We start from the raw sequence: 23,598 nt of genomic DNA on the forward strand, positions 1-23,598 counted from the left end.
AGGGTATATGTTGGTTAGACGAGTGAATGGTATTAAATGGGCCGGGGGAGATCTAGATAGCTACGCTATTCTAGATTCTGAAGTTGTGAGCGAGAATTCAGTATTTGTAGTTCCCACACTTCATTTAATCGAACTAGCAAAGAGAGGTCAGAGTTTACACACAATTAGAGCATGCGCCGTAGATTTAAAGCTTTTTTTTCAAACGCTCAGAAGATTCGGTGTTGACTGGGCCGATCTTACAGATAATCAAATGTCCGGTTATCTCGAGAATATTCTCCAAACCGAAAATGGGTTAAGAGATAGATCTATTGAGCGTCATATTTCAAATCTTAAGGGTTTGTACGAAACAGCCTTTAGGAACGGGTTACTCTCTGTGGAAAAACAATTCACGTTTAACTATGTGAAGTCTCAAAAACATCGCTTTCAAGGACAAGGCGGTAAGAGTCCGAAATTCAACCTTCGCCAGCAGTATCTCAGTAAAATTTTATTCAACTTGATCCTGGCGAACTTGAGGTCAACAAACAGCTTTATTCGAGAGCGAGACGAGCTCGTTTTGTTGTTCGGTTATCACTGTGGCTTGAGAAGCGGCGAGGTTACCTCTATCAAGAATTTGCAAACGCAAAGCCTGCTTGAAAAAATCGAGGAGGCAGATACTACTGGGCACTTGACAATTACGATACCGATATTAGGTAAGGGGAATAAAGTCAGATATGTGTTGGTGAATCCCTTTATGGTGAATAAAATACGTAAGTTCTTAATCGGGGCGCGCTCTAAGTTGCCCGCTGGGTGTTTACTCTGTTCGATAAAAGGCACTCCACTATCAGAGTCCCATGCGACACGTTTATTTCAAGTTGTGCGTGATATTGCGCAGCCTGAGCTGAGAAAAGAGATTCAACTTTCTCGAGCAACTGAGCCTGATCAATACACCATTTCTTTCAAGTCGATACAATCCACAGTGTTCCACTCTCTCAGGCATACATTTGCTACCAACCTTGTTGACTACTGCTACAAAAATGGACTTGATCCGTATCAGTATATTCCCGAGCAGATGGGGCACGAAAGAGAAGCAACAACAAAAGAGTACGTAATTTTTGAGGCAAACATATTCAGTAGGGATAAATTGAGAAGGAAGTTTAGTTCGCCTATGGAGGCAGAAGATGTTTAGTGACTCCCGTTTAGAGCCTATTCGTGTTCCAGTTCAGGATATTGATGAATTCACAGCGAACTTCCATTATAAGACAGATTCTGGAGCAGATTCGTTCAAGAGCTTGCATGTTATAGACAAGCTTAGGTCTGTCCCAATGTGTATGATAATACTTGAGTATTTCAAGGCGCTTGTCAATTACCCCTCTGTGACAGTGTTTAATAAGTTATTTTTTGCGAATCAATTGCTAGCGTACTTGGGAGAGAGCTACGATAGCAAAGACCAAATACCGAATAATGTTATAAGCCTATTTCTTCACTCTATCAACTCCACGTACACAAAACCAGCCTCTATGAGGCAGGTATGCAGCTCTATTCGTACAATATTGAATTGGGGAACCGAGCAGGATAAATTTACGAAACTTTCAGAGGCTGATCGTCGCTCCTATCTTGCAATACTCAAAGCCGTCCCATCAGTTCCAATACACACTGAATCGGATGCAACCCGCTTAGCGCTCTCGCAACTTATTGAAGGCTACGATGTGGACGATTTAGTTCTTCTTGATTCGTTAAATCACTTCTGTTGGCACTTTTTAAGAATTCTGCAACGTCACCGTGAGGTGATAAAAGCTGACAGCGCCGTTTGGAAAATACTTGAAAATATAAGTGCAACAGATGGTGTGTCAGTCGACGCGGCGGCTTGGAAAAGTATGGGATCTGACCTTTCAATATATCGTACGATCTTTGATGCTGTTGCTAATTGTAAAGATCTTTCACTACAAGAAAGATTGCTTTTTAATTGCCGTCAGTATCGTGAGGATTTAATTCAATCGTATAGACTCAGTAGACCGATGGAGCTCCAAGAGTCACTGTCAAAGTGTACTTGGAAGGATGGCTCACTCAGGCAGTTTTCGGAATCTGCGACAAGTAAGTTGAATGCAGCATTCTTTGATATGGATTTCAGACATCTAATTGCACCCGTACCTGCTGAAGAAGTCTGCCTGAGATGGATAATGGCAGCAGATCGAATTCAACATGCGGGTCAACAAAAAATTGAGCTAAGCGATATATTGATTACGCCTACTCATTGCACGATAGCATATGAGAAAAAAAGGGCCGGCAAAGCTATCAAGTGCTCCACTGCTTATCGAAGAAAATCTTGGCAGTATAAAATATACGAGTACTATACTGCCCTAAGAAATGACACTAATTTTTGGTTTCCCAACGATGCCAATGATTCATTCTGGTTTCATAAATCTCCATTTAATCAACCACAGAACATTGGATCACAAACATACCGTCTCCTATTGCTGTCTATTTTGCCTTTTTCGCACATTCACCAGGAAATTGTAACTGCCGAGCCTAAAGCGAAACCATTCATAAATCTTTTGATAAAGGTTATGAATAAAGGCACTCGACATCCAAAGCTTCCCTTAATTCCAGACGTAAATGAAGCCGATGAAGAAGTAGAAACGGTAAGGGAAGGCGTAGCGCTAAAAATCTCTCCTGGTGCTATTGCACAATCACGAGCAATTGTAGATGACGATGACGTTCCATCAAATACTCCTTATGATCGATACGCGAAAGAATTGGTAAACGCTGATAGTGCCGGCCATAGCGCTAGTACGAGCGAATTTGTTTACAAGGCGCGAAGCGAAACAGTCCATAGGAAAGCGAAGCGTTCATCTTTTTCTAAAGCAGTAAATGAGTTACAAGAGAAGGATGCTCGAAAACTGTTATTGATGCTAGAAGAAACGGAATGTCTATCATTGAGACAAATGAAAGAATTCTTGGGTTGGTCAACCGGGCATTTCAGCGATACGCACATTTCTGAGTTCAATGAGCTAATCAAAGCAGCAGAGGCTAAAGGGTACAACTGCACTCCGTTTGGCGCTTTGTTTGATAGCGACAGCGATAAGAAAATAATAATCAAAAGCCCCATTACGGTGGCGTTAATGCTGTCCTACAAAGAAACCTGCGAAGAGGCCGCTGAAAACGCGGCCAATGATGAGCAAGCACTAGCTTTAGCTCTACAGTCTAGCTACATCTCAGTAATGCTCGAACAATTTGAAAGCAAAGTTATGAAAGACGGTAAAGACCTGCATGTAAGTCATGCATTTCCAAAAGCTATGATATGAGGCTTATTTATGTCTAATCCATTGGAGTCTCAACACAATATTATCAATCAACCAGGTAGTGATTTTTTCTACGTTGTTGATACTAAAAACAACACTCATCGAAAATTAAATTTCACGTGGAATTGTAGCATTGAAAAACGTATCTGGGCACAAAAAACGCTTTTGCTTTCCTCGAACTTCTTAAATTCTAACCGCGCAGGCCCTATGGAGGTACGTGAATGCAATTGGGCATATGTTGATACAGTTCACCTTAAAAAGCTGTGTGAATACTGGGAAGATCATTTTCCTACCAAGTCATTGTGGAGTTGGAGTAGAACAGAAGTCAAAGAGATGGTACGGAGCATTATGGTTAGGGCTATATTACCTAGCGGCGACCCCCTTGTTTACGCTCCTTCTAACCTCAATCAATTTTGCAGTTGGATATCCATTTCTCATGAGGCCTATCTTGATGGCCGAATTAACGATGGGTTTAGCTTTAAAGCTACATCAAACTTTAAAAAGGATGCAATGAGCCCGCTAATGAGGTTTGTAAATGTCGAATATCCTGAATGGATATGCGGAGGATCATATGGGGCAATATCCCCTGCAGTAGCGTCATTGCTTCTAGCGCATTCGATACAAATCATTGAGTCAGAAGAAGTTAAGGAAATGCAATGTTTTTTTCGAGCATGGAGAAAATGCCCTATTGGAGTGCGTGGGATTTTTCGTCAGTGGAACCCCAATAACCATGATATTTTTGAACGAGATGAAAGTCACTTGTCTGTTCGTGCTCAATCACTCAGGCTTAAAAATGAATTGATATGCGAATTTAACAGCGAAAAGTTAAAGTCGCCCTCTAAGCTTCCATGGGATTCTTGTGTTGAGTTATCTGAGTCTTGTCGGATAGCGATTCAAGCCAGTATGGTAGTAATCTTAACATTGACAGGCCATCGAATAGGTGAGTTATTGTCTGTTAATTCTATAGACTGGGTGGCAAAAGGTGATGAAATAGTAGTACGTGAAGAAATTGAAAAAACATTAAACGGCCTAAAAGTTCCTCGGTATTTTCATAGCCTCGCTGCAACAGCAGTCAAAACTATTTGGAGTTTGAGTTTCTTGGATGCTTACGAACATAAGTTACCTCTCCTTCATAAGGCTTGGTCTTCAGGACTTGCAGATACCATAACCCAAAAAAAAGACGTTAATTCCTGGATCGATATTAATGGAAAGCTTTCAAAAAATACATTCAGCCAATGGCTTGATAATTATTTTGACAGTTTTCTTGCAGTTTACCCAGAAATCAAGCTAGAACAACCTGGTATTAGTCCTCATCAATTTCGTCATTCTTGGGCGGAGTTTTCATTGAGAAGATTTGATCACAATGTTACAGCCCAGATACGGGAGTATTTTTTGCATAAGAGCAAAAGAGCAACTCGGCGCTACACAGATAATAAGTTGCACGAATCTGTTCAGTATTCTATTGAACATGACTATCTTGATGAGGTGATACATCGCATTGTTGCAGATCGATTTGGTGATCAATTTAGGGGGCCAGCTTTTCGAAGAATTATCGCCACTTTAAAACATGTAGAGAGCCATGATATTGTCGATTTTGATTCATTTATTCAATCAATGTGTCAAAACATCGAAACCTTTACGGCCTATGAATGGGGCTATTGCGTGCTGTTCGCAAGTAGCAGGCAGGATGCTAAATGTCATGACAGATTCACCGGGCTCCCTATGCCAAAAGTGTACGCTAGTGTTGAGCGCTGCACAGCCTGTCCACACCACATGACAAACGAGTTCCAACGAAACAATCTCATCAGGATTGCTATTAATCATTCACACATTGCCGAGAGTCACCCAATTCTCGCTGTAGGAAAGCTGAGTAAAAATGTGGTTGATCAAATAACTAAGCGCCTTTCGGAGTAGCTATGAAATTTGATATCTCTAATTTTAAAAAGCCAAATTCAGTTGAAGAGCCGGATCAGTCAAAAAATTCGATTGTCTTTGAAAAATTGCGTGCGAGAATTTCGGAAAGATATCAGGAGGTTTCTTCTTCCATTCAATGCAAATCTAATATTACGTTTCACGAAAGGCTCATTTCCGCTAGGCAGATTGCATTGTCGTGTAATATTAGTCCAAGCACGCTTACTCCTCGACGTCAACCTGAGCTCGTTGCCTTAATTGTTGAGCTCAATAATAAATTAGAACTTCTTTGGCAAAGTGAGTCTGCAAAGAAGGGCCATAGTGGTCGCAAAAAATCAAAGCCTCAGTTGCTTGTGGAAAACGCTTTTTTAAAAAGTGAGATTGAGCGTTTAACTAATTTGCAGTTATCGAGTGCATTGTCAACTGCTATAGAGAATCTGCTCACGGAGGAAGCGCGTTTACAAGCTTACACAATACGTCAGCTGAAGGCTGAGATTTCTAGGTTGAATAAAGTTATAGACAACCAAGCGGACATGCACCAGAGGATGCTTTTCAGTGCAAGCAAACCTTGAGTGAAAAATAGCATTGATTTACCTATGAGGGTTCTGATTAATACCCAACTGGCACGTACTTTCTTGGTGATGTGCTACATGCGCATTGTTGAGAAGAGTACTCGGCTTTTTTGGGATATCTTGATACTTTCCAGTTAATCTTGGTTGAGGACAGGCCCAAGGAAAACTGAATTCTTAGAGGCGAACAGTCCAGTTGGCCCTAAATTTGCTATACGTCTGTCTCATCCTAGCATAAAGGCTGCCAAGATAGATGCGTTCATGCAGAAAGGTGAAGCTGACTAATTTGGTAATTTCACCGGACTAAGAGGGCGATTAAGTTGTGTCAACACAACAGCGAAAAAAGGGCGCCTACAGATAAATGTTGATCATCTTGCTGACATCGCGACCCGACTGGATTTCATCGTTCATGGTCACCAGCACGCCTTTGCCACGCGCGTCTTTGCTACTGGCCACGGCGACGGCGTTGTACAGGTTCAACATGCCGTCGGCGGACATTGCGGTGCCTGGGCGCATGGAGCCCACGACAATGATCGGCTTGTCGGTTTTTTCCACCAGGTTGAGGAAGTAGGCGGTTTCTTCCAGGGTGTCGGTGCCGTGGGTGATCACGATGCCATCGACGTCCTTGCTGTCCGCCAGTTCGGCGACGCGACGGCCCAGCTGCAACAGGTTGTCGTTGGTGATGCTTTCGGAGGCGATCTGCATGACCTGTTCGCCGCGGACATTGGCCAGTTGGCCGAGCTGCGGAACCGCGGCGATCAATTGTTCGATGCCGACTTTCGCCGCCTGGTAGGTGGCGCTGTTGGCGGCGCTGGCGCCCGCACCGGCGATGGTGCCGCCGGTGGCCAGGACCACGACGTTGGCCAGCTTCTGTTGGGTTTCGGCTTCTTTCGCCTGAAGGGCGGCGGGCAGGAGCAGCAGGAGGGCCAAGGTGCCCGGGAGAAGGTTTTTCAAAGCAGATGTCATTATTTTTCTCTCTAGTAGTGACGGTGCCGATGCAGGTTCATCTAGATGCGCCCCAAAGGGATCTGGACCTTTTGGGGTGCTGGAGAAAAGCACGACGCGTACCAGTTACAACTGGAATCATAAATAACTCGTAACACACTGATTTGTTTATCGTTTTAAACGGAAGGTTGAACGGCGATCGCCCGGTTCTGTCCGGTTTTCCGATTATCCGTGGGTTTTTCATTCGGCATTCCGAAAGGATTACGGACCCAATTTAAACATCGGCGTTAAAGAAACCCGCCGGCAGGTCGATGCTTCAATGAAGAATCATGCCCAGGGAGTTCACATGTCATTGACGATCGGTTTGCCCCATTCAGCGGTGATCAATATCGGCGGGAAACCCGCGGCTGCCGTCGACACCCTGAGCGACGCGACCTCGGCGCAACAGCCAGGTGTGCCAGTGAAAGAAGAAAAGCCTGTGAGCCTGGGACAGGGCGCGCAGGCGGGTGAAAAAACCGAAGGCGCTGGCAGCCAGCAAAGCGTCGCGGTGCAAATGTTGCTCAAGCGCCTGCAGGAACTGCAGGAGCAACTGCGCGAGCAACAGCAACAATTGGCGGCTACCCAGGCCGCGTCTTTTCAGTCTGAAGAGGCCAAGGCCACGGCCGTGATGTCGCTTCAGGCGCAGGTTGCAGATACGTCGGCGGCGTTGATGCAGGTGGCCGCCAGCCTGGCGAAAGCCTTGACCGATTCTGGCAGTATTGTCAGCACTACGGCTTGACCAACCTGACGCTTGATTGTGCGCGTAGCCGGCGAACGGGGTAGGTTGACAAAGTCTGGCAACGTTCGCATAGTCAAGCTTCGCAAACGTTTGCGACACCTCCAGATGCCGCCTCGACGTTGCTCACAATAATCATAAGATCGGAGTGAATCCATGAAGCTGCCATTCGCAGGACGTCTTCTTGCTGTCGCCATACTGGCTGGCGCCACCGCCACGCTGCCTGTTTCTTCGGTGTTCGCCCAGACGCCTGAAAAGGCTAAAGTCGCGCTGGTGATGAAGTCCCTGGCCAACGAATTCTTCCTGACCATGGAAGACGGCGCCAAGGCCTACCAGAAAGACCACTCCGGCGAGTTCGAGCTCATCTCCAACGGCATCAAGGATGAAACCGACACCGCCAACCAGATTCGCATCGTCGAGCAAATGATCGTGTCCAAGGTCGATGCGCTGGTGATCGCACCGGCTGATTCCAAGGCCATGGTGCCCGTGATCAAGAAAGCTGTCGACGCTGGCATCACCGTGATCAACATCGACAATCAGCTCGACCCGGCCGTGGTCAAGAGCAAGAACATCAGCGTGCCGTTCGTAGGCCCGGACAACCGCAAGGGCGCGCGCCAGGTGGGTGAGTACCTGGCCCAGAAGCTCAAGGCCGGTGATGAAGTCGGCATCATCGAAGGGGTGTCCACCACCACCAATGCCCAGGCCCGCACCGCAGGCTTCAAGGATGCGATGGAGGCTGCGCAGATCAAGGTCGTGTCCGTGCAATCGGGCGACTGGGAAATCAACAAGGGCAACCAGGTTGCCGCCTCCATGCTCAGCGAGTACCCGAACATCAAGGCCCTGCTGGCCGGCAACGACAGCATGGCCGTAGGCGTGGTGTCAGCCGTGCGCGCCGCGGGCAAGGCAGGCCAGGTCCAGGTGGTCGGTTACGACAACATCAATGCGATCAAGCCGATGCTCAAGGATGGCCGCGTCCTGGCCACCGCCGATCAATTTGCTGCCAAACAGGCGGTATTCGGCATCGAGACCGCGTTGAAGATCATCAAGGGCGAGAAGGTCGACAGCGGCACCAACGGCGTGATCGAAACTCCGGTAGAGCTGGTTACCCAGTAATTTTCCGCCGGCACAATGACGCTCGCCCGTTCCGGCGAGCGCATGGAGAGTTTTATGTCCGTTAGCGCCCCGCACGCTGTCCTCTCGGTCAGTGGCATTGGCAAGACTTACGCCCAGCCGGTCCTGGCCGGCATCGACCTCACGCTCATGCGCGGCGAGGTGCTGGCCCTGACCGGCGAGAATGGCGCTGGCAAAAGCACGCTGTCGAAGATCATCGGCGGGCTGGTCACACCGACCACCGGGCAGATGCAGTTTCAGGGTCAGGATTACCGCCCGGGCAGCCGCACCCAGGCCGAAGACCTGGGCATCCGCATGGTGATGCAGGAGCTCAATCTGTTGCCGACCCTGTCGGTGGCGGAAAACCTGTTTCTGCACAAGCTGCCCAGCACCGCTGGCTGGATCAACCGCAAGCAACTGCGCCAGGCGGCGCTCGAGGCCATGGCTCAGGTCGGGCTCGACGCGATCGACCCGGACACGCTGGTGAGTGAGTTGGGCATCGGCCACCAGCAGATGGTCGAGATCGCGCGCAACCTGATCGGCGATTGCCATGTGCTGATCCTCGATGAGCCGACCGCGATGCTGACCGCCCGTGAAGTCGAAATGCTCTTCGAGCAGATCACGCGCCTGCAGGCCCGTGGCGTGTCGATCATCTATATTTCCCACCGCCTCGAAGAACTGGCTCGGGTGGCCCAGCGCATTGCGGTACTGCGGGACGGCAACCTGGTGTGTGTCGAGCCGATGGCCAACTACAACAGTGAGCAACTGGTCACGCTGATGGTCGGGCGCGAGCTGGGCGAACACCTCGACATGGGGCCTCGGGACATCGGCGCGGCGGCGTTGACGGTCAAGGGGCTGACCCGCGCCGACAAGGTGCGTGACGTGTCCTTCGAAGTGCGGGCCGGCGAGATCTTTGGTATTTCCGGATTGATCGGGGCAGGGCGCACCGAGTTGCTGCGGTTGATCTTCGGCGCCGACACCGCGGACAGCGGCACGGTGGCGCTGGGTTCACCGGCGCAGGTGGTGAATATCCGTTCTCCGGTGGACGCGGTCGGGCATGGCATCGCCCTGATCACCGAAGACCGCAAGGGCGAGGGCCTGCTGCTGACACAATCGATCGGCGCAAACATTGCGCTGGGTAACATGCCCGGTATTTCCAGCGGTGGATTGGTCAATCCGGGCGATGAGGCGGCGTTGGCCCAGCGTCAGATCGATGCCATGCGCATCCGCAGTTCCGGGCCGGCGCAGTTGGTGTCCGAGTTGTCCGGGGGCAACCAGCAGAAAGTGGTGATCGGTCGCTGGCTGGAGCGCGATTGCTCGGTGCTGCTGTTCGACGAGCCGACCCGGGGCATCGATGTCGGCGCCAAGTTCGACATCTACGCGCTGCTCGGCGAGCTGACTCGCCAGGGCAAGGCGTTGGTGGTGGTGTCCAGTGACCTGCGCGAATTGATGTTGATCTGCGACCGCATCGGCGTGCTCTCGGCGGGGCGCCTGATCGACACCTTCGAGCGGGACAGCTGGACCCAGGATGATTTGCTTGCCGCCGCGTTCGCCGGCTACCAGAAACGTGATGCGCAGCTCTTCGAAGCAGCGCCAAAGGATCTTCAATGAAAAGCGCATCTTCGGCCGGCCAGCGCAGCGGCAATTTCTATGGGCTGGGCACTTACCTGGGGCTGGCCGGTGCCTTGCTGGCCATGGTCGTGCTGTTCTCGCTCCTGAGCAGCCATTTCCTCTCCTACGGCACCTTCAGCACCCTGGCCAACCAGATTCCGGACTTGATGGTGCTGGCGGTCGGCATGACCTTCGTGCTGATCATCGGTGGCATCGATCTGTCGGTGGGTTCGGTGCTGGCGCTCGCCGCATCGACGGTCAGCGTGGCGATTCTCGGTTGGGGTTGGAGCGTGCTGCCTGCGGCATTGCTCGGCATGGCGGCTGCCGCGCTGGCGGGGACGGTCACCGGTTCGATCACCGTGGCCTGGCGGATTCCGTCGTTCATCGTGTCCCTGGGCGTGCTGGAAATGGCTCGCGGCCTGGCTTACCAGATGACCGGGTCGCGCACGGCCTACATCGGCGATGCCTTTGCCTGGCTGTCCAATCCGATCGCCTTCGGGATCTCGCCGTCGTTCATCATTGCCTTGCTGATCATTTTCATCGCCCAGGCCGTGTTGACCCGTACCGTGTTCGGCCGCTACCTGATCGGCATCGGTACCAACGAGGAAGCGGTGCGCCTGGCGGGGATCAACCCCAAACCCTACAAGATCCTGGTGTTCAGCCTGATGGGGCTGCTGGCCGGGATCGCCGCGCTGTTCCAGATTTCGCGCCTGGAAGCGGCAGACCCCAATGCCGGCTCCGGACTGGAGCTGCAAGTGATCGCTGCCGTGGTGATTGGCGGCACCAGCCTGATGGGCGGGCGCGGCTCGGTCATCAGCACCTTTTTCGGTGTGCTGATCATTTCCGTATTGGCGGCCGGTCTGGCGCAGATCGGCGCCACCGAGCCGACCAAGCGCATCATCACTGGCGCGGTGATCGTGGTGGCGGTGGTGCTGGATACTTATCGCAGTCAACGCGCAAGCCGGCGGACCTGAGTCATGGCAACGATCAAGGATGTAGCAGCACTGGCGGGGATTTCCTACACCACGGTTTCCCACGTGGTGAACAAGACCCGGCCGGTCAGTGAAGAAGTGCGGGTCAAGGTCGAGGCCGCGATCAAGACCCTCGACTACGTACCCAGTGCCGTGGCCCGGTCACTCAAGGCCAAGACCACGGCCACCATCGGCCTGCTGGTGCCCAACAGCCTCAACCCGTACTTCGCCGAGCTGGCGCGGGGCATCGAGGATTATTGTGAGCGCAATGGCTATTGCGTGATCCTGTGCAATTCCGACGACAACCCGGACAAGCAGCGCAGCTACCTGCGGGTACTGCTGGAGAAACGCATCGATGGGCTGATCGTCGCCTCGGCCGGGGGTGACACCGGGCTGGCCCAGGGCCTGGCGAACGTGCGCACGCCGATGGTGATCGTCGACCGCGCGCTCGAAGGCGTCGATGCGGACCTGGTGCGCATCGACCACGAGTACGGCGCCTACCTGGCCACCCGGCACCTGCTGGAGTTGGGCCATCGGGATATCGCCACCATCAGCGGCCCGGCGACCACCAGTGTGGCGCAGATGCGTCTGGCCGGATTTTGCCGGGCCCTTGCAGAGGCAGGCCTCAGCGTTGCGCCCGAGCGCATGCTGGAAAGCGATTTCACCAGCACCGGCGGTTACAGCGCCGCCGCGACGCTGCTGGAACATAATCCGCCCAGCGCGATTTTTGCCGCCAACGACATGATCGGTTTTGGCGTGCTGCGTGCCGCCGCCGAGCGCAATATCCGCGTGCCCACGGACCTGTCGGTGATCGGCTTTGACGACATCCAGATGAGCCGTTATGTCTATCCGGCCTTGACCACCGTGGGGCAGTCGATCCTGCAGTTGGGCGAAATGGCGGCCGGGGTGCTGCTGCGCCGGATCGCCACGCCGACCCTTTCGACCGAGCAACGGATCGTCACCCCCAGCATCGTCATGCGCGAATCGACCGCGCCGTTGGCTGGGGTATTTGAGCAGTACCGATAAACAAAAAGTACCGCTGAATCCAAAGCAGCGCTGAAACCGTCTTGATGAGTAGCAATGTAATGTCAGCAAAAGTAGTGGTAGTCGGCAGCTTGAACATGGACCTGGTGACCCGGGCGCCGCGCTTGCCCCGTGGTGGAGAAACACTGATCGGCCAGTCGTTTGCGACCGTCTGTGGCGGCAAGGGCGCGAACCAGGCTGTGGCGGCCGCGCGCCTCGGCGCGCAGGTGTCGATGGTGGGCTGCGTGGGCAGCGATGCCTATGGCCAGGTGTTGCGCCAGGCGTTGCTGGACGAGGGCATCGATTGTCGGGCTGTCAGCGCCGTGCAGGGTACCAGTGGCGTGGCGTTGATCGTGGTCGACGACAACAGCCAGAACGCCATCGTGATCGTCGCCGGGGCCAACGGCGCACTGACGCCGGCGGTGCTCGGCTGTTTCGATGCGGTGCTGCAGGAGGCGGACGTGATCATCTGCCAGCTGGAAATGCCGGACGCCACGGTCGGTCATGCGCTCAAGCGCGCCCGTGAACTGGGCAAGACCGTGATCCTCAACCCCGCGCCGGCCAGCCGACCGTTGCCGGCGGATTGGTATGCGTCCATCGATTACCTGATCCCCAACGAAAGTGAAGCGGCGGCGCTTAGCGGTTTGCCGGTGGACTCGCTGCAATCGGCGCAGACTGCGGCCACTCGCCTGATCGAGATGGGCGCCGGCAAGGTCATCATCACCCTCGGCGCCCAGGGCTCGTTGTTTGCCGATGGCAAAGGCTTTGAACATTTCCCGGCGCCGAGCGTGAAGGCGCTCGATACCACGGCGGCCGGCGATACCTTTGTGGGTGGCTTTGCCGCAGCGCTGGTGGCCGGCCAGAGCGAAGCCCAGGCGATACGGTTCGGGCAGGTCGCCGCTGCGTTGTCGGTCACCCGGGCTGGCGCGCAACCCTCGATCCCCACCCTGGCCGATGTGCAGGCGTTTAAAACACCATGAAAAAGACTCCTTTGCTCAATGTCGCGCTGTCGCGGCTGATCGCCTCCCTGGGGCATGGCGACACTGTGGTGATCGGCGATGCGGGCCTGCCGGTACCGCCCGGTGTCGAGTTGATCGACCTGGCCCTGACCCAGGGCATTCCGGATTTTGTCAGCACCCTGAAAGTCGTGCTCAGCGAAATGCAGGTCGAAAGCCATGTGCTGGCGCAGGAGATTCTTGACCGGCAGCCGCCGGCACTGGCGGTCCTGGACGCACTGGAAGTCGAGGGTACGCTGGGGCGGCGCGAACTGCTCAGCCATGAACAGTTCAAGGTCCTCAGTCGACAGGCGCGGGCGATCGTGCGGACCGGCGAATGTCAGCCTTACTGCAACATCGTGCTGGTTGCCGGGGTGACGTTTTGATCCCGATCAGCGCAAACCAGGCGCCACAACCGATCGACCTGATCATCGATACCGATCCCGGTGCCGACGATGTGATTGCCTTGCTGTTTGCCCTGGCATCGCCGCAGGAATTGAACGTGCGCGCATTGACCACGGTCGCCGGCAACGTGCGCCTGGACAAAACCTCGCGCAATGCCCGGCTTGCCCTTGAGTGGGCCGGGTGCGAAGCGGTGCCGGTGTATGCCGGGGCGCCGAAGCCGCTGAAACGCACGCCGATCTATGCCGAGCACGTCCACGGCGAAGAAGGTTTGCCGGGCGTCGCGGTCCATGAGCCGAAGAAGGGTCTGGCCGAGGGCAGCGCGATCGACTTCCTGATCGACACGCTGCTGGCCGCCAGGCCTCAGAGCATCACCATCGCCATGCTGGGGCCACAGACCAACCTTGCCCTGGCGCTGATGCGCGAGCCTGGGATCGTTCGGGGCATCAAGGAAGTGGTGATCATGGGCGGTGCGCACTTCAACTGCGGTAACATTACGCCGGTGGCGGAATTCAACCTGTTCGCCGATCCGCACGCTGCCGAGGTGGTGCTCAAGAGTGGCGTGAATCTGGTCTATCTGCCGCTGGACGTGACCCACAAGATCCTCACCAGTGACGCGCGCCTGGAGCGGATTGCGGCGTTGAACAACAAGGCCGGCAAGCTGGTGGGCGACATCCTGAATGAATGCATCGGCGGTGACATGGCGCGCTATGGCATTCCCGGTGGCCCGGTGCATGACGCCACGGTCATCGCCTACCTGCTCAAGCCGGCGCTGTTCAGTGGCCGCTCGGTCAATGTGGTGGTCGACAGCCGCGAAGGTCCGACGTTTGGCCAGACCATCGTCGACTGGTATGACAGTCTCAAGGCGCCGAAGAACGCTTTCTGGGTTGAAAACGGTGATGCCCAGGGTTTCTTCGATCTGTTGACCGAGCGCCTGGCGCGTCTGAAGTAGCGCTCGAACCCTGGGGGCTCACCCTCGCTGCGTTTGCCCGGCACCATGATTGTTTGAGTGTTTTTCGAAAATCTGGTCGATGAAAGACCGCGCCGCTTCGGTGCCCAGGTCCTTGACCAACAGGTCAATGCCGATGATGGCCAGCTCTTCCGGGCTGCCGGGGCTGTAAGAAATATGGCCGTCCGGCCATTTGATCTTGATATCGGCGTCGATGCTCACGGTGGTCATGGTAGGGCTCGAGAGTCAGGGAAAATTGTGAGTGTCGAGTTAATCACTTTATGGCGCTTTTGGCACTGCGACTTAGGCATGAGCGCAGGGCTATGCGACACTTGGTCTTTGACAGTTATTCAAGGACCGCGCTGTGCAGATCGATTTGAACACTCCCGGCGGCTTGACCCTTGAAACAGTGCGTCAGTTGCTGGCTGCAGCCAGCGACGATGAGCACACGCAATTGCGCGTGACCAAGGGCGGCATCGCCTATATTTCATCGGGGGTCGTGGGTGGCACCGATATCGACGGCTTGCTGTTTCGCCTGGAGACCTGGGCCAAGGGGTCAGGTTATGTCGGGCGGGTGGCGGCCAGTGATGAAGTCTGGGTCATGCAGATCTACAATGCGTTGAAGCAGAACTGGCCAAAACCGGCTTTTGACTACATCGACGTCTACTGAGAGCCGTTCATATCCCGTCACGATTGAAAGGTGAAGGGCAGGGCGCTGCTCAGGCAAACTTGTCGTTTGTCCGTGTTTAAGGACGGGATGCCTGGGCTCCCCCGTGAAACCAAACGCCGCATTGGCGGTCGCAAGAATTCAGCTAAATCATTGAAATAAGGAGGCGTCATGCCTTGGAAGCTCGCGTCATTGGGTACTGTGCTGGCTGCTGCCATGCTGGTCGGTTGCAGCACGGCCACCACCGAGCCGACTGACCCAGCCACTACCACGGAGTCAGGTCATAGCCGTTGCGAGGCCAAAGCGGCCGAATTCACCATCGGCAAACAGGCGTCGCCTGAGCTGCTGGAGCAGGCACGCACCCGTGCCGGCGCGCAGAACGCACGGTTCCTGCAGCCTAACGACATGATCACGCTGGAATACCGCTCCGACCGCCTGAACCTCAACACCGATGCCAATCGGGTCGTCACCCGCGTCAACTGCGGCTGATCGATCAGGCTTATGTGTCGCCCATAAAAAACCCCGTCACATGGACGGGGTTTTTTTAGTGCGCCTGGAAATTACTCTGGGCGAACTTGAGCAGCTTGCATACCCTTTTGGCCTTTCTCAGCCACGAAGGAAACAGTCTGGCCTTCTTTCAGGCTTTTGAAACCGTCGCTTTCGATAGCTTTGAAGTGTACGAACAGGTCGTCACCGCCACCTTGAGGAGTGATGAAGCCGAAGCCTTTTTCATCGTTGAACCATTTAACGGTGCCGGTTTGGCGATTAGACATGGTGTATCTCCAAGAAACATATATTTTCAGTAGTACTGTGCTGCTCAGGCCAACTGGGCACACCCGAGTATCATAGTCGAAATGTTCGCTTTGGGAGCCCCCCACAGCGGTTGTTTGCCCTACAGTCGCACATTCTTTGTTCGCTTGTGGGGCTGAAAGCCCCGGTTTATAAGGCTTTCAGCCGAAAGTGAAGGCAATAAAAAAAGCTGTAAAACCTGAATAAATTGTAGGAAAGGGGCTGATTGGGCGGCTTTTTACCGGCAAATCATGGTTCGAAAGCACTGGAAAGGGGTCATTTCGCCTCTTTGCTGGTGGCCTTGCATTTAGCAATTTTGTCCAGGGCTTGTTTCTTCAGATCATCACTTGCGGTGTTGTTCATCAAAGCCTGAATATCGCTGGCCGGGTACGACTTGATAGCGTCGGCGCCACAGGCGCAGTGGGATTTCGCGGCTGGCGTGCCAATCTTCTCCGCGGCCGCAGGAACGCACTGCGCCATGTATTTCTCCCGCTCGCCCTTGGGCCAGTCCGCATGGGCGGCCAGCGGCAGCAGGAGAACGACTGGGGCGATGACTGCGAACAAACGATTCAGACGCATGCTGGGATGCTCCTTGTGGGTCAATGTCTTGTTATCTGAGGGGTAAAGCGCGGTTCAAGTTCAGCACTCTGGCATAAAACAACGGATTTGCCCCGCCAGAAAACCTCTTCACCGCCACGACCGTTCATCTGTGCTAGCATGCCTGGCTCGGGCGTTCGCAGGCGCCGGTCGACCTTCAGTCCCGGCCGCGGCAGATGCCCGAATAACCCTGATTTGAATCCCAGTCACTCTGGTTCGGTTTTCCGGTTGGCCGCAAGGCTCCTGCCGCTGTAAGGCAGGCGTTCGTCATTGAATGGCCTGGATCGGATCTTGTACTGGCTCATCCCAACCCACGTGACCTTTGGTAGGGGTCACCACTAGGAGAGGAGGCGCCATGCCAACTATTACTCTTCCCGACGGCAGTCAACGTTCATTCGATCACCCGGTTTCCGTAGCCGAGGTCGCCGCATCCATCGGTGCCGGCCTGGCCAAGGCCACCGTAGCGGGCAAGGTCGACGGCAAGCTGGTCGACGCCAGCGACACCATCAGCAGCGACGCCACGCTGCAAATCATCACGCCAAAGGATGAAGAGGGGCTGGAGATCATTCGCCACTCTTGCGCCCACCTGGTCGGTCACGCGGTCAAGCAACTGTACCCGACGGCCAAGATGGTCATCGGTCCGGTCATTGACGAAGGCTTCTATTACGACATCGCCTTCGAGCGTCCATTCACCCCGGACGACCTGGCCGCCATCGAACAGCGCATGCAGCAGCTGATCGAAAAAGATTACGACGTGATCAAGAAAGTCACTCCGCGCGCCGAAGTGATCGAAGTGTTCAAGGCCCGCGGCGAAGACTACAAGCTGCGCCTGGTCGAGGACATGCCGAACGAGCAGGCCATGGGCCTGTACTATCACGAAGAATACGTCGACATGTGCCGCGGTCCGCACGTGCCGAACACCCGCTTCCTGAAATCCTTCAAGCTGACCAAGTTGTCCGGCGCCTACTGGCGTGGCGATGCCAAGAACGAGCAATTGCAGCGCGTCTACGGCACCGCATGGGCTGACAAGAAGCAGCTGGCGGCCTACATCCAGCGCATCGAAGAAGCCGAGAAGCGCGACCACCGCAAGATCGGCAAGCGCCTGGGCCTGTTCCACACCCAGGAAGAGTCGCCGGGCATGGTGTTCTGGCACCCGAACGGCTGGACCCTGTACCAGGTACTAGAGCAGTACATGCGCAAGGTGCAGCGCGACAACGGTTACCTGGAGATCAAGACTCCACAGGTCGTTGACCGCAGCCTGTGGGAGAAATCCGGGCACTGGGCCAACTACGCCGACAACATGTTCACCACCCAGTCGGAAAACCGCGACTACGCGATCAAGCCAATGAACTGCCCTTGCCACGTGCAGGTGTTCAACCAGGGCCTGAAAAGCTACCGCGAGTTGCCGATGCGCCTGGCAGAATTCGGTGCCTGCCACCGTAACGAGCCATCGGGTGCGCTGCACGGCATCATGCGCGTACGTGCGTTCACTCAGGACGACGCCCACATCTTCTGCACCGAAGAGCAGATGCAGGCCGAATCCGCGGCATTCATCAAGCTGACCATGGACGTCTACGCCGATTTCGGCTTTAAAGACGTCGAGATGAAGCTGTCCACTCGTCCGGAAAAGCGCGTCGGTTCCGACGAGCTGTGGGATCGCGCTGAAGCTGCATTGGCTGCAGCCCTTGATAGTGCTGGCCTGCCGTACGATCTGCAGCCGGGTGAAGGTGCGTTCTACGGTCCGAAGATCGAGTTCTCGCTAAAAGATTGCCTTGGCCGTGTCTGGCAATGTGGTACCCTGCAGCTCGATTTTAACCTGCCTGTCCGTCTGGGTGCCGAATTCGTCTCCGAAGACAACAGCCGCAAGCATCCGGTGATGTTGCATCGGGCGATCCTGGGCTCCTTCGAACGTTTCGTCGGAATCCTGATCGAGCACTACGAGGGTGCATTCCCTGCGTGGCTGGCTCCGACCCAGGCAGTGATCATGAATATCACTGACAAGCAGGCAGATTTTGCCGCCGAAGTGGAAAAAACTCTCAACGAAAGCGGGTTTCGTGCCAAGTCTGACTTGAGAAATGAAAAAATCGGCTTTAAAATCCGCGAGCATACTTTGCTCAAGGTTCCTTATCTCTTGGTTATCGGAGATCGGGAAGTCGAGATGCAGACTGTCGCTGTGCGTACTCGTGAAGGTGCTGACCTGGGCTCGATGCCCGTCGCCCAGTTCGCTGAGTTCCTCGCGCAAGCGGTTTCCCGGCGTGGTCGCCAAGATTCGGAGTAATTATTATTAAGCGTGAAATGAGACAAGATAAACGAACTGCACCGAAAGCCCCGATCAACGAGAATATCTCGGCACGCGAGGTTCGGTTAATTGGGGCTGAAGGTGAACAGCTCGGGATTGTGTCAATTGAAGACGCGCTTCTTAAGGCTGAAGAGGCCAAACTGGATCTGGTGGAGATTTCCGCCGATGCAGTACCACCTGTTTGCAAACTGATGGACTACGGCAAATCGATCTTCGAGAAGAAGAAGCAGATTGCTGCGGCCAAGAAAAACCAGAAGCAGATCCAGGTTAAAGAAATCAAGTTTCGTCCAGGGACGGAGGAAGGGGATTACCAGGTAAAACTGCGCAACCTGGTACGTTTCCTGAGTGACGGGGACAGGGCCAAGGTATCCTTGCGATTCCGCGGCCGTGAGATGGCCCACCAGGAGCTGGGGATGGAACTCCTCAAGCGAGTTGAAGGTGACTTGCTCGAGTACGGTTCGGTCGAACAGCATCCTAAGATGGAAGGACGCCAGCTGATCATGGTCATCGCCCCGAAAAAGAAGAAGTAATCAACAGGGCACGGCAGGCCTTCTGATTATGTTTATCAACTGAATGCGGAGTATCCGAACATGCCAAAAATGAAGACCAAAAGTGGTGCTGCTAAGCGGTTTCTGAAAACTGCTAACGGTATCAAGCACAAGCACGCTTTCAAGAGCCACATCCTGACCAAAATGTCGACCAAGCGTAAGCGTCAACTGCGCGGTAGCAGCTTGCTGCATCCGTCTGACGTGGCAAAAGTCGAGCGCATGCTGCGCCTTCGTTAATTTTAGTCAAGAATAGAGGAAGTAACTCATGGCTCGTGTAAAGCGTGGCGTCATTGCCCGTAAGCGTCACAAAAAAATTCTGAAACTTGCTAAAGGCTACTACGGCGCACGCTCCCGCGTATTCCGTGTTGCCAAGCAAGCGGTAATCAAGGCAGGCCAATACGCCTACCGTGACCGTCGTCAGAAAAAACGTCAGTTCCGCGCTCTGTGGATCGCTCGTATCAACGCTGGTGCTCGCATCAACGGTCTGTCCTACAGCCGTTTCATCGCCGGCCTGAAAAAAGCGTCCATCGAGATCGACCGTAAGGTTCTGGCTGATCTGGCAGTGAACGAAAAAGCGGCGTTTGCTGCGATTGTCGAGAAAGCTAAAGCCACCTTGGCTTAAGTACCCCCGACAGTCACCCGGCCTCACCTCCGTGGGGCCAGGTGTTAAACGTCATAAATAGGGGAAGAGCCTTCAAGCTCTTCCCCTATTTTGTATCTGGAGTCTGTACATGGAAAACCTGGATGCGCTCGTCTCTCAAGCACTAGAGGCTGTGCAAAGCGCTGAAGATATCAATGCCCTGGAGCAAATCCGGGTTCACTACCTTGGCAAGAAGGGCGAGTTGACTCAGGTGATGAAGACCCTGGGGAATTTGCCGGCAGAAGAGCGTCCGCAAGTCGGGGCCCTGATCAACGTTGCCAAGGAGCGTGTCACAGAGGTTCTCAATGCCCGCAAGGCACTGTTTGAAGAGGCCGACCTGGCCGCCAAACTGTCTGCCGAGTCCATTGACGTGACCCTGCCTGGCCGCGGCCAGACCTCGGGTGGCCTGCATCCGGTTACTCGCACTCTGGAACGTATCGAACAGTTCTTCACCCATATCGGCTACGGCATTGCCGAAGGCCCTGAGGTCGAAGACGACTACCACAACTTCGAAGCACTCAACATCCCAGGCCATCACCCGGCCCGGTCGATGCATGACACCTTCTATTTCAACGCCAACATGTTGCTGCGCACCCATACCTCGCCGGTACAGGTTCGCACCATGGAGTCGAAACAGCCGCCGATCCGCATCGTCTGCCCAGGCCGTGTGTACCGTAGCGACTCGGATATCACCCACTCGCCGATGTTCCACCAGGTCGAAGGCCTGCTGGTCGATCGCGACATCAATTTCGCCGATCTCAAAGGCACCATCGAAGAATTCCTGCGGGTGTTCTTCGAAAAAGAACTGGCCGTGCGTTTCCGTCCTTCCTACTTCCCGTTCACCGAGCCATCGGCCGAAGTCGACATGGAATGCGTGATGTGCAGCGGTAAAGGCTGCCGCGTCTGCAAGCAGACCGGCTGGCTGGAAGTGATGGGCTGCGGCATGGTTCACCCGAACGTGCTGCGCATGTCCGGGATCGACCCGGAAGAGTTTTCGGGCTTCGCCTTCGGCATGGGCGTCGAGCGCCTGGCCATGCTGCGTTACGGCGTGAACGACTTGCGTCTGTTCTTCGACAACGACTTGCGGTTCCTCGCGCAATTTCGCTAGTCGTAACGAATTCTTAGGAGAGCAGGATGAAATTCAGTGAACAATGGCTGCGTGGCTGGGTAAGCCCGCAGGTAAGTCGCGACGAGCTGGTTGCCCGTCTGTCGATGGCCGGTCTTGAGGTCGATAGCGTTACGCAGGCCGCCGGTGAATTCAGTGGCGTCATCGTGGGCGAGGTGCTGAGCACCGAACAGCACCCGGACGCCGACAAGTTGCGTGTGTGCCAGGTCAGCAACGGCTCGGAAACCTTCCAGGTGGTGTGCGGCGCGCCAAACGTGCGCCCGGGCCTGAAGATCCCGTTCGCCACCATCGGTGCCGAACTGCCGGGCGACTTCAAGATCAAGAAAGCCAAGCTGCGGGGCGTCGAGTCCAACGGCATGCTGTGCTCGCAAGCCGAGCTGCAAGTGGGCGAAGGCAACGACGGCCTGATGGAATTGCCGGCCGATGCGCCGGTTGGTCAGGACATTCGTGAATACCTGAAACTGGACGATGCCAGCATCGAGGTCGACCTGACCCCGAACCGTGGCGACTGCCTGTCCCTGGCCGGTCTGGCCCGCGAAGTCGGTGCGCTGTATGCCGCTGAAGTCACCCGTCCGGTGGTACCTGCCGTGCCTGCCGTGCACGACGAAGTGCGTTCGATCGAAGTCCTGGCGCCGGCTGCCTGCCCGCGTTACCTGGGCCGAGTGATTCGCAACGTCGACCTGACCAAGCCAACGCCACTGTGGATGGTTGAACGCCTGCGTCGTGGCGACGTGCGCAGCATCGACGCTGCCGTCGACATCACCAACTATGTGATGCTGGAGCTGGGTCAACCGCTGCACGCCTTCGATCTCGCTGAAATCAATGGCGGCATCCGTGTGCGCATGGCGGAAGAAGGCGAGAAGCTGGTACTGCTCGACGGTCAGGAAGTCAGCCTGCGTAGCGATACGCTGGTGATCGCCGACCACACCCGCGCCCTGGCCATCGCCGGCGTCATGGGTGGCGAGCACAGCGGTGTGAACACCGCGACCACCCGCGACATCTTCCTCGAAAGCGCGTTCTTCGATCAGATCGCCGTCGCTGGCAAGGCCCGGTCCTATGGCCTGCACACCGATGCCTCGCACCGCTACGAGCGTGGCGTGGACTGGCAACTGGCCCGTGAAGCCATGGAGCGCGCCACCGGCCTGCTGCTGGAAATCACCGGTGGCGAAGCCGGCCCGATCATCGAGACCGTCAGCGAACAACACCTGCCGAAGATTGCCCCGGTCACCCTGCGTGCCCAGCGCATCACCCAGATGCTGGGCATGGAAATGGATTCGGCCGAAGTCGAGCGTCTGCTCAACGGCTTGGGCCTCACCGTTTCTGCCGACGGGGCAGGGCAGTGGCGCGTAGAAGTGCCAAGCCATCGCTTCGACATCAGCCTGGAAGTCGACCTGATCGAAGAGCTGGCCCGCCTGTACGGCTACAACCGCCTGCCGGTTCGTTACCCGCAAGCGCGCCTGGCGCCGCAAGCCAAGGCTGAAGCCCGTAGCGACCTGCCTGAACTGCGTCGACTGCTGGTCGCCCGTGGTTACCAGGAAGCGATCACCTACAGCTTCATCGATCCGAAACAGTTCGAACTGTTCAATCCAGGTGTCGAGCCGTTGCTGCTGGCCAACCCGATCTCGAACGACATGGCCGCCATGCGCTCGTCCCTGTGGCCAGGCCTGGTCAAGGCGCTTCAGCACAACCTGAACCGTCAGCAGGATCGCGTTCGCCTGTTCGAAAGCGGCCTGCGTTTCGTCGGCCAGTTGGAAGGCCTGAAGCAAGAGCCGATGCTGGCCGGTGTCGTCTGCGGCAGCCGCCTGCCGGAAGGCTGGGCACAGGGTCGCGATACCGTCGACTTCTTCGACGTCAAGGCTGACGTGGAAGCGGTGCTGGGCTTCGCCGGTGCCCTGGATGCCTTCACTTTCGTGCCGGGCAAACACCCTGCGTTGCACCCGGGTCAAACCGCGCGCATCGAGCGAGAAGGTCGTCTGGTCGGTTTCGTCGGCGCCATCCACCCGGAACTGTCGAAAACCCTGGGTCTGGACCGTCCAGTCTTCGTTTTCGAGCTGGTCCTGGCGGAAGTGGCCTCGGGTAAAATGCCTAAATTCCACGAGTTGTCGCGCTTTCCTGAAGTGCGTCGTGACCTTGCATTGATTGCTCACAAAGATGTTGCGGCCGCGGCAGTACTGGACGTAATCCGTGAAAATGCAGGCGAATGGCTGACAGACCTCAGGCTATTTGACGTGTATCAGGGTAAAGGCATTGATCCTGATAGAAAAAGCCTTGCAGTTGGCTTGACCTGGCAGCATCCATCGCGCACTCTTAATGACGATGAGGTGAATTCCACGACGCAAAATATCCTCACCTCGCTCGAACAAAGGTTGGACGCCACGTTAAGGAAGTGACGT

23 protein-coding genes and 1 pseudogene are annotated in these 23,598 nt (G+C 55.1%); 20 read left to right on the forward strand and 4 right to left on the reverse strand.

The features are described 5' to 3' along the window. The first annotated feature begins 7 nt into the window (after positions 1 to 7). The 4 genes from DKB71_RS11970 to DKB71_RS11985 are packed head-to-tail and all read left to right on the forward strand — an operon-like array spanning position 8 to position 5,761. Entirely contained in the window at positions 8 to 1,165 is a 1,158-nt protein-coding gene (locus tag DKB71_RS11970) for a tyrosine-type recombinase/integrase (RefSeq protein ID WP_408600526.1), read from the forward strand. Continuing rightward, positions 1,158 to 3,281: a hypothetical protein gene (locus DKB71_RS11975; RefSeq protein WP_408600527.1), complete on the forward strand. Its 2,124-nt coding sequence runs from the start codon at positions 1,158 to 1,160 to the stop codon at positions 3,279 to 3,281. The genes DKB71_RS11970 and DKB71_RS11975 overlap by 8 nt, the downstream gene beginning before the upstream one ends. A gap of 9 nt (positions 3,282 to 3,290) precedes the next feature. Then, positions 3,291 to 5,192, forward strand: a complete 1,902-nt coding sequence (locus DKB71_RS11980) for a hypothetical protein (RefSeq protein ID WP_408600528.1) — start codon at positions 3,291 to 3,293, stop codon at positions 5,190 to 5,192. A gap of 2 nt (positions 5,193 to 5,194) precedes the next feature. Continuing rightward, positions 5,195 to 5,761, forward strand: a complete 567-nt coding sequence (locus DKB71_RS11985; protein WP_408600529.1) for a hypothetical protein — start codon at positions 5,195 to 5,197, stop codon at positions 5,759 to 5,761. Positions 5,762 to 6,118: 357 nt separating this feature from the next. Here the strand turns inward: DKB71_RS11985 and DKB71_RS11990 are convergent. Further along, a pseudogene (locus tag DKB71_RS11990) lies at positions 6,119 to 6,724 on the reverse strand (asparaginase domain-containing protein); the annotation flags it as partial. Between the two features lie 325 nt (positions 6,725 to 7,049). Between DKB71_RS11990 and DKB71_RS11995 the strand changes: the two are divergent. The 8 genes from DKB71_RS11995 (at position 7,050) to DKB71_RS12030 (ending at position 14,542) form a co-directional block, all read left to right on the forward strand. Continuing rightward, positions 7,050 to 7,481 (forward strand): hypothetical protein, encoded by a 432-nt coding sequence (locus tag DKB71_RS11995; RefSeq protein WP_408600530.1) that lies wholly within the window; start codon positions 7,050 to 7,052, stop codon positions 7,479 to 7,481. A gap of 153 nt (positions 7,482 to 7,634) precedes the next feature. Further along, the gene (locus tag DKB71_RS12000; RefSeq protein ID WP_408600531.1) at positions 7,635 to 8,591 is read left to right on the forward strand and encodes a sugar ABC transporter substrate-binding protein; all 957 of its coding nucleotides are present in this window, start codon (positions 7,635 to 7,637) and stop codon (positions 8,589 to 8,591) included. 54 nt (positions 8,592 to 8,645) lie between these two features. Further along, positions 8,646 to 10,199, forward strand: coding sequence for a sugar ABC transporter ATP-binding protein (locus DKB71_RS12005; protein ID WP_323626318.1), 1,554 nt, complete (start codon positions 8,646 to 8,648; stop codon positions 10,197 to 10,199). Next, positions 10,196 to 11,173: an ABC transporter permease gene (locus DKB71_RS12010; protein ID WP_408600532.1), complete on the forward strand. Its 978-nt coding sequence runs from the start codon at positions 10,196 to 10,198 to the stop codon at positions 11,171 to 11,173. The genes DKB71_RS12005 and DKB71_RS12010 overlap by 4 nt, the downstream gene beginning before the upstream one ends. A 3-nt stretch (positions 11,174 to 11,176) precedes the next feature. Further along, positions 11,177 to 12,196 (forward strand): LacI family DNA-binding transcriptional regulator, encoded by a 1,020-nt coding sequence (locus DKB71_RS12015; RefSeq protein ID WP_408600533.1) that lies wholly within the window; start codon positions 11,177 to 11,179, stop codon positions 12,194 to 12,196. Positions 12,197 to 12,255: 59 nt separating this feature from the next. Further along, on the forward strand, positions 12,256 to 13,173 hold the full coding sequence (gene rbsK / locus DKB71_RS12020) for a ribokinase (RefSeq protein ID WP_408600534.1): 918 nt from the start codon (positions 12,256 to 12,258) through the stop codon (positions 13,171 to 13,173). Next, positions 13,170 to 13,574, forward strand: a complete 405-nt coding sequence (rbsD, locus tag DKB71_RS12025) for a D-ribose pyranase (RefSeq protein WP_408600535.1) — start codon at positions 13,170 to 13,172, stop codon at positions 13,572 to 13,574. The genes rbsK and rbsD overlap by 4 nt, the downstream gene beginning before the upstream one ends. Next, the gene (locus tag DKB71_RS12030; RefSeq protein WP_408600536.1) at positions 13,526 to 14,542 is read left to right on the forward strand and encodes a nucleoside hydrolase; all 1,017 of its coding nucleotides are present in this window, start codon (positions 13,526 to 13,528) and stop codon (positions 14,540 to 14,542) included. The genes rbsD and DKB71_RS12030 overlap by 49 nt, the downstream gene beginning before the upstream one ends. A gap of 18 nt (positions 14,543 to 14,560) precedes the next feature. On the opposite strand, the gene DKB71_RS12035 is transcribed toward DKB71_RS12030, so the two are convergent. Then, positions 14,561 to 14,770, reverse strand: coding sequence for a hypothetical protein (locus tag DKB71_RS12035; protein ID WP_274076535.1), 210 nt, complete (start codon positions 14,768 to 14,770; stop codon positions 14,561 to 14,563). 133 nt (positions 14,771 to 14,903) lie between these two features. On the opposite strand from DKB71_RS12035, the gene DKB71_RS12040 reads away from it, so the two are divergent. Both DKB71_RS12040 and DKB71_RS12045 read left to right on the forward strand, forming a co-directional pair. Beyond that, a complete protein-coding gene (locus tag DKB71_RS12040) occupies positions 14,904 to 15,209 on the forward strand; it encodes a hypothetical protein (protein ID WP_274076534.1) in 306 nt (101 codons plus the stop codon). A gap of 168 nt (positions 15,210 to 15,377) precedes the next feature. After that, a complete protein-coding gene (locus DKB71_RS12045) occupies positions 15,378 to 15,695 on the forward strand; it encodes an I78 family peptidase inhibitor (RefSeq protein ID WP_274076533.1) in 318 nt (105 codons plus the stop codon). Between the two features lie 71 nt (positions 15,696 to 15,766). Here the strand turns inward: DKB71_RS12045 and DKB71_RS12050 are convergent, their stop codons facing one another. Both DKB71_RS12050 and DKB71_RS12055 read right to left on the reverse strand, forming a co-directional pair. Continuing rightward, positions 15,767 to 15,979 (reverse strand): cold-shock protein, encoded by a 213-nt coding sequence (locus DKB71_RS12050; protein ID WP_003179963.1) that lies wholly within the window; start codon positions 15,977 to 15,979, stop codon positions 15,767 to 15,769. A 292-nt stretch (positions 15,980 to 16,271) separates the two neighbouring features. Then, entirely contained in the window at positions 16,272 to 16,574 is a 303-nt protein-coding gene (locus DKB71_RS12055; RefSeq protein ID WP_408600537.1) for a hypothetical protein, read from the reverse strand. Between the two features lie 373 nt (positions 16,575 to 16,947). Between DKB71_RS12055 and thrS the strand changes: the two genes are divergently transcribed. From thrS to pheT, 6 genes are all read left to right on the forward strand, one after another. Beyond that, on the forward strand, positions 16,948 to 18,870 hold the full coding sequence (gene thrS / locus DKB71_RS12060; RefSeq protein ID WP_046815517.1) for a threonine--tRNA ligase: 1,923 nt from the start codon (positions 16,948 to 16,950) through the stop codon (positions 18,868 to 18,870). Continuing rightward, positions 18,870 to 19,421 carry a translation initiation factor IF-3 gene (gene infC, locus DKB71_RS12065; RefSeq protein WP_172435703.1) on the forward strand — a complete coding sequence of 184 codons (552 nt, stop codon included), beginning with the start codon at positions 18,870 to 18,872 and terminating at the stop codon, positions 19,419 to 19,421. The genes thrS and infC overlap by 1 nt, the downstream gene beginning before the upstream one ends. Before the next feature lie 60 nt (positions 19,422 to 19,481). Continuing rightward, positions 19,482 to 19,676 (forward strand): 50S ribosomal protein L35, encoded by a 195-nt coding sequence (gene rpmI, locus DKB71_RS12070; RefSeq protein ID WP_002553160.1) that lies wholly within the window; start codon positions 19,482 to 19,484, stop codon positions 19,674 to 19,676. 28 nt (positions 19,677 to 19,704) lie between these two features. Next, positions 19,705 to 20,061 carry a 50S ribosomal protein L20 gene (gene rplT, locus DKB71_RS12075; protein ID WP_007905879.1) on the forward strand — a complete coding sequence of 119 codons (357 nt, stop codon included), beginning with the start codon at positions 19,705 to 19,707 and terminating at the stop codon, positions 20,059 to 20,061. A 109-nt stretch (positions 20,062 to 20,170) separates the two neighbouring features. Continuing rightward, complete coding sequence (pheS, locus tag DKB71_RS12080) at positions 20,171 to 21,187, forward strand: phenylalanine--tRNA ligase subunit alpha (protein WP_007905876.1); 1,017 nt, start codon at positions 20,171 to 20,173, stop codon at positions 21,185 to 21,187. A gap of 26 nt (positions 21,188 to 21,213) precedes the next feature. Continuing rightward, the gene (pheT, locus tag DKB71_RS12085) at positions 21,214 to 23,595 is read left to right on the forward strand and encodes a phenylalanine--tRNA ligase subunit beta (RefSeq protein WP_274076531.1); all 2,382 of its coding nucleotides are present in this window, start codon (positions 21,214 to 21,216) and stop codon (positions 23,593 to 23,595) included. The last annotated feature ends 3 nt before the right edge of the window (positions 23,596 to 23,598 follow it).

Origin of the sequence: Pseudomonas sp. PLMAX (assembly GCF_046042685.1) — a bacterium.
GTDB lineage: Bacteria > Pseudomonadota > Gammaproteobacteria > Pseudomonadales > Pseudomonadaceae > Aquipseudomonas > Aquipseudomonas putida_AE.